General features: G+C 71.7%; 9 protein-coding genes (1 of these 9 only partly in view). 4 read left to right on the forward strand and 5 right to left on the reverse strand.

Annotated features, from left to right (window positions below):
* The 3 genes from JOE48_RS24910 to JOE48_RS24920 form a co-directional block, all read left to right on the forward strand.
* On the forward strand, positions 1 to 885 hold the end of the coding sequence (locus tag JOE48_RS24910; RefSeq protein WP_245252951.1) for an autotransporter assembly complex protein TamA. It extends 1,011 nt beyond the left edge of the window; only the last 885 of its 1,896 coding nucleotides appear in the window; its start codon lies beyond the left edge, outside the window; the stop codon is at positions 883 to 885.
* Positions 886 to 5,235 carry a translocation/assembly module TamB domain-containing protein gene (locus JOE48_RS24915; protein ID WP_210033733.1) on the forward strand — a complete coding sequence of 1,450 codons (4,350 nt, stop codon included), beginning with the start codon at positions 886 to 888 and terminating at the stop codon, positions 5,233 to 5,235.
* A 105-nt stretch (positions 5,236 to 5,340) separates the two neighbouring features.
* Entirely contained in the window at positions 5,341 to 5,658 is a 318-nt protein-coding gene (locus tag JOE48_RS24920) for an HPr family phosphocarrier protein (RefSeq protein WP_210033734.1), read from the forward strand.
* 6 nt (positions 5,659 to 5,664) lie between these two features.
* Here JOE48_RS24920 and nth read toward each other — a convergent pair whose 3' ends face one another.
* From nth to JOE48_RS24940, 4 genes are all read right to left on the reverse strand, one after another.
* Positions 5,665 to 6,273: an endonuclease III gene (gene nth, locus JOE48_RS24925; protein ID WP_312893367.1), complete on the reverse strand. Its 609-nt coding sequence runs from the start codon at positions 6,271 to 6,273 to the stop codon at positions 5,665 to 5,667.
* A gap of 168 nt (positions 6,274 to 6,441) precedes the next feature.
* Entirely contained in the window at positions 6,442 to 7,179 is a 738-nt protein-coding gene (locus JOE48_RS24930; RefSeq protein ID WP_312893368.1) for a GNAT family N-acetyltransferase, read from the reverse strand.
* Positions 7,180 to 7,409: 230 nt separating this feature from the next.
* Positions 7,410 to 8,504, reverse strand: coding sequence for a GTP-binding protein (locus JOE48_RS24935; protein WP_210033739.1), 1,095 nt, complete (start codon positions 8,502 to 8,504; stop codon positions 7,410 to 7,412).
* A 60-nt stretch (positions 8,505 to 8,564) separates the two neighbouring features.
* Positions 8,565 to 10,088 carry a D-alanyl-D-alanine carboxypeptidase family protein gene (locus JOE48_RS24940; protein ID WP_210033741.1) on the reverse strand — a complete coding sequence of 508 codons (1,524 nt, stop codon included), beginning with the start codon at positions 10,086 to 10,088 and terminating at the stop codon, positions 8,565 to 8,567.
* A gap of 254 nt (positions 10,089 to 10,342) precedes the next feature.
* Here JOE48_RS24940 and queE point away from each other — a divergent pair, with 254 nt between their 5' ends.
* Positions 10,343 to 10,975, forward strand: coding sequence for a 7-carboxy-7-deazaguanine synthase (queE, locus tag JOE48_RS24945; RefSeq protein WP_210036037.1), 633 nt, complete (start codon positions 10,343 to 10,345; stop codon positions 10,973 to 10,975).
* Between the two features lie 8 nt (positions 10,976 to 10,983).
* On the opposite strand, the gene JOE48_RS24950 is transcribed toward queE, so the two are convergent.
* Positions 10,984 to 11,898 carry a DUF6925 family protein gene (locus tag JOE48_RS24950; protein ID WP_210033743.1) on the reverse strand — a complete coding sequence of 305 codons (915 nt, stop codon included), beginning with the start codon at positions 11,896 to 11,898 and terminating at the stop codon, positions 10,984 to 10,986.
* Positions 11,899 to 12,029: the final 131 nt, after the last annotated feature.

Raw genomic sequence — 12,029 nt, forward strand, 5'->3', positions numbered from 1 at the left:
AACGATCCGTTCGCAACCCAGCGCAAGATCGCCGGGATCGGCACCAACGGGCTCGGCGGGCGCCTGTCGGCGACCTACGTCCAGCCGGCGCTCTGGGGCAGCCGGAACGACCTCCTCGCCAACGCCTTCGTCACCCGCGAGGTGCAGCAGAGCTATCTGGTGGATGGCGGCGGCGCGTCGGCGGCGATCCGGCACCGCTTCTCCGACACGTTCTCGGCGCAGGTCGGGCTCGACGCCCAGGCCGGCCGCTCGAAGGACGCCCTCGGCACGGTCCATTACCGGTTGATCGGCGTGCCGGCCTCAGTGACCTACGATTCCACCGACAACCTCCTCGATCCGACCCGCGGGGTCCGGGCGATCGCGTCGCTCGCCGTCTATCCCGGCGCGGTCTCGTCGCCGGGCATTGTGGTCGCGAAAGCGCAGGGCTCGACCTACTATGCCCTCGACGAGGAAGCCCGGTACATCCTGGCGGGCCGAATCGGGTTCGGCTCGGTCTCTGGCGCACCACTGGCCGACATCCCGGACAATTTCCGCTTCTTCGCGGGTGGCGGCGGCTCGGTACGCGGCTACCCCTACCGGACCCTCGGTCCCATCGGGCCCTACAACCTGCCGATCGGCGGCCGCAGCGTGCTGGACGCCTCGCTGGAAGCCCGCATCAAGGTCACCGACACGATCGGAGTGGTGCCGTTCTTCGACGCAGGCACGGCCTTCGCCTCCGCGGTGCCGGATTTCGACGAGAAGATCCGGAAATCGGTCGGAATCGGCCTCCGCTACTACACCGGGATCGGCCCGATCCGCGCGGATCTCGCCTTTCCGCTCGACCCCTACAAGGGCGGCCACGTGCGACCGGCGGTCCTGTATCTCAGCCTGGGGCAGGCGTTCTGAATGGCTGTTGTTCATGGGCTGACGGACGCGCGGCGGGCCTTCGGCAGGGCAAGGCAGGGTCTGGCCTGCATCCTGATCGGCCTGGCCCTCCTTCTGGCGCCGGCCGTCACGCCGACGCGTGCCGACGAGGGCGACAAGTCCGTGCTCGGCGGGCTGCTCTCCCGGGCGCTCTCGACACCGTCGTCGCGGGTGGCGATCGGCGCCGTGGATGGCGCTCTGTCGTCCGACGCCACGATCCGCGACGTCGCGGTGAGCGACCGCGACGGGGTCTGGCTGCGGCTCGACAAGGCGCGGATCATCTGGCGCCGGCTCGCTCTGCTGTCGGGGCGGCTGGAGGTGGACAGCCTCGAGGTCGGGCGTCTCGAAATACTGCGCCGCCCGGTTCCCGGTCCGACCCCACCCGAGGCCAAGCCCGACGGCAAGCTGCTGCCGGACTTGCCCGTGAAGGTCGAGATCAAGGGGTTCAAGCTGGCCGAGCTGGTGCTCGGCGAGGCAGTCGCCGGGCAGCCGGCCCGACTCTCGGCCGAGGGGCGCGCACGTCTCGGCGCAGCGAGCGAAGGACTCGACCTGCAGGCCCGGGCGCAGCGCCTCGATGCGGCCGGGCGGTTCCTGCTCAGCTTGGTCTACGTGCCGACAGGCGATCGTCTTGATGTGAAGGCGAACCTCATCGAGCCGTCGGGAGGCCTGCTCTCGCGGGCGGCCAATATTCCGGGGGCGCCGCCCATCGACTTCGATCTCGACGGGACGGGAACGCTGGACGCGTGGTCCGCCAAGCTCGACTTCGCCGCCGGGCCGGAGATCGGCGCCAAGGGCGGCGCGAAAATCTCCCGGATCGGTGCCGAGCGCCGGCTCGCCCTCGATCTCGCGGCGCAGATCGAGGGCCTCGTGCCGGGGCCGGCCGCCTCGGTTTTCGCGGGCACGACCAAGCTCGAAGGTGGGCTGGCCTTCGCCGACAGCGGCGCCTTCCGGATCGACCGGCTTGAATTGACCTCGCGCACCGCCCGTCTCGCGGCAGGTGGCAGCCTGTCCAAGGACCGGATCGCCGACCTGACGCTCCAGGCCCGTGCCTTGCCGACCGAGGGGGCGGTCACCCGGGCCGGGGATGCTGAGATCGGCAAGCTCGTGTTCGACGGCAGCCTGAAAGGGTCGATCACGGCGCCGACGATCCACGGCAGCCTCGATGCAGCGGGGCTGCGAAGCCGAGACTCGGCCCTGGAGCACATCGCGGCGCGCCTTGGCGTCGAGCCGCAGGGCGAGCCCGCGGCGCAGCGTTTCGCGATCAGCGCGGACGGCACCGTCGACGGTCTGCGGCTCGCCGATCCGGCCCTGCGCCGTGCCCTCGGAAGCCGCGCGCAGCTCACGCTTCGGGCGACCTCCGGGCCGGACGGGGTGGTGGAGGTCGCCGCGCTTCGGCTCGACACCGACACGGCGCGGGCCGCCTATGCCGGGCGCATCGGCCAGAACACGCTGACCGGAACCGTCACCGCCGCCCTGCCGGATCTCGCAGTCTTCTCCGGCGTCGTCGGACGCGGCCTTGCGGGCAGCCTGGACGCCAAGGCGCGGCTCAGCGGCGATCCGGCCCGAAAGGCCCTGGCGGCCGATCTCGACATGACCACGGCGAACCTCGCCACCGGCCTCGCGGCCGCGGACCGCGCCCTGGGACGTGCGCCGAGCCTCCAGGGACGGATCGCGCAATCCTATGACGGCTACGGATTCGAGCACCTGCGCCTGGAAGGCACCGGCCTGACCGCGACTCTCCAGGGTGAGGCGACTTCGGCCAAGGCCGATGTGGCCGGCCGGCTCGATCTGAAGAGCCTCGCCGATCTCGACGGACGCCTGACGGGGCGCGCCGGCATCGATGCACGACTTACCGGCTCCCTCGAGCACCCGGACCTCGCGGCGATCCTGACGGCGCCCGCGGCCACGGCCGACGGCAAGCCGATCCGGAACCTGCGGGTCGAGGCGATCCTGAGGGACGCGCTCCTGGCGCCGGACGGTAGCCTGCGCCTCGGCGGCGACGTCGCCGGCAAGCCGCTCACCGGGGAGGCCCATGTCGCCCGCGCCGGGGCCGACTGGGTTCTCGACCGGCTCGCGCTGAATCTCGGCTCCGTCACAGTGGACGGGAACGCCAGGGTCGCGGCCGAGTCCTGGCTGTCGGCCGGTTCGCTGGCGGTGCGGGCCGGCAATCTGGAGGATCTCTCACCGCTGGCGCCGGAGCCGATGGCGGGACGGCTCGATGTCAGCGTGGCCCTAACCCGGGACGACGGACGCCAGGATGCGGTCATCCGGGCAACCGGAAATGCCCTGCGCTACGGGACCTACGGCCTGACCCGGCTGGAGGCCGACCTGAAAGGCCGCGACCTCCGGGCCCATCCGGTCCTGGACGGGCGTCTGGACGCCGACCGTCTGCTTGCAGCCGGACAGCAGATCGATGCGGTCCGGTTCGCCGCCGTCGCCAACCCGAACGGCAGCGACGTGACGCTGACCGCCAAGGCCCGCGGCTTCGGCCTCGACGCCGCCGCCCGGCTCGTTCCGGCCGAGGAGACGCGCATCGAGGTCCAGCGGTTCGCGGCTGCCCGCGGCGGCGATCACTTTGCCCTGAGCGGACCTGCCACGATCACCCTGCGCGACGGAGGCGCGGTGATCGACGGCGTCTCGATCGCGGCGGGCTCCGGGCGGGTCACGGTCACGGGCAGGGCCGGGCGCGACCTCGACCTGCGGGTGGCGCTCCGCGCGCTGCCGCTGTCGCTCGCCCGGATCGCCGCCCCCGATCTCGCGCTGTCGGGGACGCTGGACGGCGAGGCGGAGCTGAGCGGGCCGGCCGACCGGCCCGAGGGGCGCTACGCGTTCACGATTGCCAAACTGGTGGCTCCCCAGACCCGGCAGGCCGGTCTGCCGCCCATCGATGCCAGTGCCAAGGGGTCCCTGTCGGACGGGAAGGCCAGCCTCGACGGGCGCGTGACGGCCGGGCGCGGTGTCGCCCTGACGGTGGCCGGGACGCTGCCGGTCGAGCCCGGCGGCCCCCTCGACCTGCGCGCCCGCGGGACGCTTGAGGCGGCGCTGGCCAATTCCCTGCTGAGCGTCGGCGGCCAGAGCGTCACCGGCCGGGTCGCCATCGACGGCGGCGTCACAGGCACACTGGCGGCGCCTCGGGCGCAGGGCGCTGCGGTGCTGACCGGCGGCAGCTTCACCGACCCGCTCAACGGCATCCGGCTCACCGGAATCGAGGGGCGGGTCACCGGCAAGGGCGACAGCCTCGTGGTCGAGCAGCTCAACGCCATGACTCGCAACGGCGGCCGGGTCTCGGTCACCGGGCGTGTTGCCCTGCAGCCGGACTTTCCCGGCAGCTTCCATGTCGTGGCCGACAGGGCTGAGCTGGTCTCGAGTCCGCTGATGACGGCCGTCTCGAGCGCCGATCTCATGCTAGCCGGCCCGCTGGTGCGGACGCCGCGCATTGCTGGCCGGGTGAACGTCGTATCGATTGACGTCGCCGTGCCGGACCGACTCCCCGCGACCGTTCGGCCCCTGCCGGGCGTGCGCCACGTCAACACCCCGCCGGAGGTTCGGGCGCGCCTGGCGCAGCGGGCGGACCGGAAGGCCTCGGTCAGCCCGGGGCGCCGTCCGAAGAAGCCCGCCGTACCGTTCGACGCCACCCTCGACGTGACGGTGGATGCGCCGAGCCGCATCTTCGTGCGCGGCCGCGGGATCGACGCGGAGCTCGGAGGCTCGCTCCGGGTCACCGGAACCTCCGCGGCGCCCAACGCCGTCGGCGCCTTCGCGATGCGCCGCGGCCGCCTCGAACTGGTCGGACAGCGCCTCGATTTCAGCCGCGGCAAGCTGACCTTCGCGGGCAGCCTGACCACGCCCGAACTTGATTTCGCCGCCGAGACCAAGGCCGGCGATGTGACCGCGCGCGTTGCAGTCTCGGGGCCGGCGGACGCGCCGCAATTTGCCCTGACCTCGGATCCGATCCTGCCGCAGGACGAGATCCTATCTCGCCTGCTGTTCAAGAAGGCGGCCGGCGGCCTGTCGCCGTTCCAGGCCCTGCAGCTCGCGCAAGCGGTCGCGCAGCTCTCGGGCGGCGCCGCCGGACCCGACCTGTTCGAGCAGGCTCGCAAGGGCCTCGGGCTCGACAGCCTCGACGTCTCGACCGGAGCCAGCGGCGGGCCGGCGCTGGGTGCCTCGCGCTACATTTCGGACCGGGTGAGCGTCGGCGTGAAGGCCGGTGCCAAGCCCGCCGACACGGCCGTCGGCGTCGATTTCGACGTGACCCGGCGGATCAAACTGAAGGGCGAGGCGGGCAGCGACGGCCGCACCAGCCTCGGGGTCGGCGCCGAATACGAGTGGTAGCCGGTAACGGGCGCACCGCTTCGGGATCGACACGCCCGGTCAATGGTTTAGGTTCGGCGCAAGCGGCGCTGGCAGCTGCGGATCGGGCGGGACACATCCAGGGCGATGGACGAGCTTTTCGAGACGGACGACGATGTCCCGGTGCCGGCGGGCGGGCTTCTACGGATGCTGCCGATCATCAACCGCCGCGGCCTGCATGCCCGCGCCTCCGCCAAGTTCGTGCAGACCGTCGAGCGCTACCATGCCGCGGTCACGGTGACACGGGCCGGCGAGACGGTCGGCGGCCGGTCGATCATGGGCCTGCTCACCCTGGGCGCCGCCATGGGCACCCGCATCGCCGTGACGGCCGTCGGTCAGGATGCCGAGCAATGCCTCGACGCCATCGAGGCATTGCTCGCCAACCGCTTCGGCGAGGACGAGTAGCGGCTCTCAGGTCGCCTTCCCCGGCCAGGTGCACAGATCCGCGACGGGGCAGCGCGGGCAGGCCGGCTTGCGGGCCGTGCAGGTGTCCCGTCCGTGGCGGAACAGCCAGACATGCGCGCCGTCCTTGAACCGCTCCGGCGTGATCCGGGCGAGCCCGTCGGCGACGGCGTCGACGTCGACTCCCGGCGCGAGCGGGATCCTGTTCGATACCCGGAAGACGTGCGTGTCGACCGCGATCACTGGCTCATGGAATGCGAAGTTCGCCGTGAATTCCGCGCTCTTGCGGCCGATGCCCGGCAGGCGGCGCATCTCCGCGGCGCTGCGCGGAACGGTGCCGCCGAATTCCGTCATCAGGGCTGCTGAGAGTTTGACGATATTGCGCGCCTTGGACGGCCCGAGCCCGACCGGCCGGATGATCTCGGTGATGCGCGCCTCGCCCAGATCCAGCATGCCGGCCGGATCCTGAACTTCTGAGAACAGCTTCTCGGCGATGCGGGAGACGGTCGGTCCGGTGGATTGGGCCGAGAGCAGCACTGTCACAAGGAGGCGAAACGGATCGGTCCGGTCGAACCCCGCCTTCGGATTCGGGTCGGCTTCGGCCAGACGTGCGAGCACGGCCGCGACACGATCCGCGTCTCCGGTCTCACGGGGCGGGTTCGCCCGGCCGGAGGACGCCCGGCGTGGGGCGGTCGGGAGACCGCGGGTTGGGTCGCGCGTCATCGAGGCGAGCTAGTGCCCCGGCGAGCGCTCCGACAGCCGCAACGCGCGCGGCGGATTGACCGGTCAGGCCTTCGCGCGGCGCCAAGGCACCGCGTCTGACCCGGCACCGAGATGAAGGGTTCCGGCCACGACCTCCCCGGCCCGGCGCAGGAACTCGACCCGCAGCGCGTCGCGGCGGGCGAACAGGCGGGTCACTACCCGCACGAACGAGGCCTCGGCCGGATCGGCGATGATCGGACGTTTGGCGGTCCGGGCGTCGAGGGTGAGAAAGGTCTCGACCGCGTCGCGCACGGCGTCCGGCCCGGCCAGCGCGAGGGTCTCGGATCCGGGCAGCTCCCAGCCCTCAGGCCGGACGCCGACGAGGCTGGCGGCCGGGATCCGCCTCGGCTGCGCTGAACGGCGCGCCGTGAAGACGGGGCGGACCGGTACCGGATTGCGCGCGGGCTCGACCGCTCCCGCGAGGCGTATCGGACGGCGCAGCGCACCGAGCCGCGCCCGCAGGGCGCGATCCACCGCCTCGGCGGCCGCCGTCTCGATCAGGCCGGTGATCTCGGCTTCGGCCGGCTGCCAGGGCTTGGCCCGGCCACCGAGGACAGGGTGCGGCATCGCCAGCGGCACCACGCCGCGCAGCGCCTCGCGACCAGTCTCGGCATCTCGATCCCAGACGAGGGCAAGCGCAATCCGACGCCCGGCCGGACGGTGATGGGCGAGCGGCAGCAGATGATCGGGGTCGCGCAGCGGATCGGTCACGGCGTTCCGGACCAGGAGGGCCCGCCACGCGGAGACGGACGCCGCATCCACGGCGCCGGGCCTGCGAAGATCGACGCGCCAAGCTGCGTGGCTCTCCCCGAATCCGGAAACCGTCTGCGTTACGGGTGCCGGCCTCTCGAGCAAGCCGCCCTGTATCACGGTGAAGCGTGGCGCCATCGCCTGTCCTGCCTGTCGACGCGTCGTCCCATTTCGGGACGATCCGGCGCTGCCGAAGCGCCATTCGGGTCGGAGGTTTCAAGGACGATGCCGCACGCCGGCTCTCAGAAACCCGACAGCGCGAGCGGATTGTCGGTAAGGGCGGCGGCATCCGGGGCGTCCACGCGCGGGCGGCCCAGGAACGCGTCCCACAGTTGATGCACGAAGGCCGGATCCAGGTCGCGCAGGATCAGCACGAGCCGGGACGTGTGGTCGGGATCCGGCCAGGCCGGCAAAGTCAGAGGCGCGTGGAACACGTGCTGCACCCCATGCACCACGATGGGGTGGTCGGGATCGTCGGCGAGCGCGACGATGCCCTTGAGCCGCAGAAGCTTCGGCCCATGGCCCGACCGCAGCAGGTCCATGAACATCTCGAAGGCGGGGCGGGGCACAGGGGCAACGCTGGTCAGGCAGAGGGCCCGGATCGATGCGTCGTGCCGGTTGACGTCGTGATGGTGGTGATCCGCCTGCGCCAGCGTCGCGTCGCCGAGCCAGGTCCGGACGTCGGCCGCCTTGCCGTCGAGGCCGAACAACCCGCCGAGCAGCGTGTCCGCGGGTTCCTCCGGCAGGACGATCGGGGCCGCCGGATTGAGCGCGGCAAGCCGCGCGCGGATCCCGGACGTATTGCCCGCCAGATCCGTCTTCGTGAGGACAATGCGGTCGGCGATCGCGGCCTGCCGCACGGCCTCCGGATGGGCATCGAGCGTCGCCGCCCCCGTGACGGCATCCACCACGGTCACGACGGCCTGGAGGCGATACCGGAGCACGAGATACGGGTGGTAGATCAGCGCGTGGAGGATCGGCGCCGGGTCGGCGAGGCCGGTGGTCTCGATCACCACACGGCGGAACGGGCGGATCCGGCCGTTGTCGCGCTTGCGCAGCAGATCCTCCAGCGTCGCGATCAGGTCGCCCCGCACCGTGCAGCACAGGCAGCCGGCGCCCAGAAGGATCATGTCCTCGTCGACCGTCTCGATCAGGAGGTGGTCGAGACCGATCTCGCCGAACTCGTTGACGATCACCACCGTGTCGGCGAGCGCGGGATCACGCAGGAGCCGGTTCAGCAGCGTGGTCTTGCCGGCGCCCAGGAAACCGGTGAGCACGGTGAGCGGGATCGGCTCCGGGCGTCGCGGATCCGGGGCAGGCGCGGGACTGAGTGACATGAGCGTCGAAGTGGGGTCTGCCGGCGCCCGCGGCAACGCGCCGGCGCCGCGCGGCCAATCCTATTCGTCGGCCGCGGCCTTCTTGGCAGCCGGCTTTTTGGCAGCCGACTTCGCGGGTGCCGCCTTGGCGGGCGCGGGCTTGTGCACGGCGGCCTTCGCGGCCGGCTTCGACAGGCCCTTGCCGGGCTTGGCCTCCGGCATCGTCGGCGTCTCAGCAGACGTGTAGGCGCTCGCCGCCCGGGGCAGCGGGTGGCCGGCCTTCGCGGCCACCTTCGAAGCCGGCTTGGGCGTCGTCTTGGCAGCCTCCTTGGCAGCCTCCTTGGCAGCCTGGGCCCGTTCCGCACGCGCCTCCCGGGCCTGCTTGGCCGCCTCAAGGACGGCGAGACGCTTGGCCTTGGCGGCTTCGAGCTTCGCCGCGCGGGTGCTGGCGGCTGCGGCTTTCTGCTCGGCCTCCTGGCTGTCGAGGATCTGCTGACCCTCAGCCGGATTGCGGCCGATCCAGACGGCGATCGGCTGGAGGGGCGCCCGGGGCGGCAGGCTCCGGGCGCGCAGCGCCGGGTTCGAGAAGGCGGCGAGCGCGAGAGCCGGCGAGTTGGCCGCCGAGCCGCCAATGAGCTGCGCCGCCGAGCCGGGGGCGCTCAGCGCGCCGGGCCCGTCCTCTATGGGCGGGGGCTTCTTGCCGCCACACACGAAGGGCCGCATGTCCGGCGGTGCGGGCAGCGCGGAGGCCGGCAGCGCCTCGAGGGTGGGGCTGGTCCAGCCGGCGCTCTGGGCGAAGGCGTAGTCGAACAGGTCGGCGGTCTTTACGTCGCGCTCGCGCGGGGTTGGCTGGCCCATCACGATGGTGACGATCCGGCGGCCGTTGCGGGTCGCGGTCGCGACCACGTTGAAGCCGCCCGAGCAGATGAAGCCGGTCTTCATCCCGTCCGTGCCGGGATAGCGGCCGAGCAGGCCGTTGTGGTTCGGCATGACGGCGCGACCGAATTGGATCGCCGAGATCGAGAACAGGTCGTGGGAATCCGGGAAGTCGCGGATCAGCGCCCGGGCGAGTACCGCCATGTCGCGGGCCGAGGTCCACTGGCGCGGGTCCGGCAGGCCATTGGGATTGTACCAGTGGCTGTCGCGCATGCCGATCCGCACCGCGGTCTCGTTCATCATGGCGGCGAAGGTGTCGACCGAGCCGCCGAGATTCTCCCCGATCGCGTAGGCGATGTCGTTGGCCGACTTCACCATGATGATCTTGAGGGCGTTGTCGAGCGTGAGCTGTGTCCCCGGCTTGAAGCCCATCTTCGAGGGCGGCTCCGCAGCGGCGGCCGCCGAGATGGTGATCAGCGAATCGAGCGAGACCTTCCCCTGCCGCACAAGGTCGAGGGCGACGTAGGTCGTCATCAGCTTGGTGATGGAGGCCGGGTACCAGGGATCGGTCGGCGCCTGCGCGTAGATCACCTTGCCGGAATCCACGTCGGCCACGAGGATCGGTACCGTGACGGCGTCCGCGGCGCGGATCCCGATCAGGCTGGTGCCGAGGAGACCCGTCAGCGCCGCAAAACCGACGGACATTCGCCGGAGGAGAGAAGAGGACATTCGAGCCCGACTCGTCAGAGAATCGCCAGGGTCGACGCCGAGGCGTCGGTCTTCCGGCCCCCGGCCGGATACAGGCACAACCCGGACGGCCGCGTTCGGTCGCCGCGCTGCATCACGGCATGAACGGGTCTACCGTGGCAAGAGCAAGGCGAGACCGTACGGCGGGTCTGCGCGGCGTGGTTGTCGGTGGTCCACAAGCCGCCCACCGCCTATGTGCAGGCAGCGCGTCGCGCGAGACGATGGCTGGGACGACAGTGGCTTACGCGGTCAAGGAGATTTTCCACACCCTTCAGGGCGAGGGCGCCCAGGCGGGGCGCGCGGCGGTGTTCTGCCGGTTCGCCGGCTGCAATCTCTGGTCTGGTCGCGAGGCCGACCGCGCGGCGGCGGCGTGCCGCTTCTGCGACACCGATTTCATCGGCCTGGACGGGGAGGGCGGCGGGCGCTTCGCCGACGCGGGCGCGCTGGCCGACGCGATCGCCCAGACCTGGGCCGGCGGGTCGGAGAACCACTACGTGGTGTTCACGGGCGGCGAACCGCTGCTGCAGCTCGACGACGCTCTGATCGCGGCGGTCCATGCCCGCGGGTTCGAGATCGCGATCGAAACCAACGGCACGATACCGGCGCCGCCCGGCATCGACTGGATCTGCGTCAGTCCCAAGGGCGGCAACGCCCTCGCGCAGACCACGGGCCACGAGTTGAAGCTGGTCTACCCGCAGACGGATGCCGACCCTGCCGATTTCGTCGGCCTCGGCTTCCGCCACCGCTTCCTTCAGCCGATGGACGGGCCGGACCGGGTCGCCAGCACGGAGGCCGCGATCGCCTATTGCCGCCGGGACGCCCGCTGGCGCCTGTCGCTGCAAACCCACAAACTTATCGGCATCCCCTAGAGCCGCGCTCACCCGGGCATGACCCGGCGCTGCGCCTGTGCGGCTCGGATCGCGGAGCGCGCCGCCCGTGTGGTGACCGATCGCGGATCGGGCTCGTGGCCAGCCAGCACCGCCCGGCGCAGAGCGGCGAGCCCGGGATCGCCCCAAGCCTCGAGCAGGTAGCCGAACGCGACGTGACGCGCGGCGTCGAAGGCGACGGGCCGGCCCGTTTCGTCCCGGCAGGGATGGCGCGGATGGAGGCTGCCGCACGGCACCCAGCCGAGTGGGATCGGCGCGGTCGCCGCGTGCGTCCGCCGGAGCCGTAGGAGCTGAGGCAGGACATGGCTGTGCGGCCCCGGGGGCGTCGTCCCGCCGGCCGGCGGGATCGGCGTGTAGACCTCGATCCGTCCGAACCGGGCGACGAACACCCGATGCGGGCTCAGGGCCGCCAGGGCAGGGCCGAGCGTGTTTCCCGCCGCGAGGATCGGGCGGCCGATCCTGGCCCGGAGGCCCGCGACGGCCGCCGGTTCGGCCACGCGCACGCAGGCATCCACGGCCTCGAGGCCCAGCCCGAGATCGAACAGGATGGCCGCGCGGTCCTGCGGCCGCGCGGCCGCCCTGTCGGGTCCGAGTTCGGTCAGCACGGTGCGCCGGCCCATCGCACAGGCGTTCTGCGGCAGGCACAGCGCGACCGCGTGGCTCCAGCCGTCCGAGAAGCCGGTCTCGTAGGCGAATGGCCTGAGATCGGGAGAGGCGGTCAGTGCGACGGCTCCGCGGCCGGTGATGAGGCCGAGCCGGCCATCCGCGAGAGTCTGAACCGCTTCTCCGAGATTCCGGCAGAAGGTCGCGACGGCTCCGTAGCTGCCCAAGCTCCAGGCGCAGGCCGGATCGGCGAGTTGCTCGAGCAGCAGAGCGGACACGGAATGTCCCGATCCGCCCATCATCGGTTCTCCTCGCGAACGGCACCGCATGACCACGCCTTGACACGGCCGGCGAATGACCGGAAGTCGCGGGCCGATCATCGCGGTTGCGTTCGGCGAGGCGGCTGCATGGCTCGGAGCCGCCGAGGCTGCGG

The organism is Methylobacterium sp. PvR107, assembly GCF_017833295.1.
Lineage (GTDB): Bacteria > Pseudomonadota > Alphaproteobacteria > Rhizobiales > Beijerinckiaceae > Methylobacterium.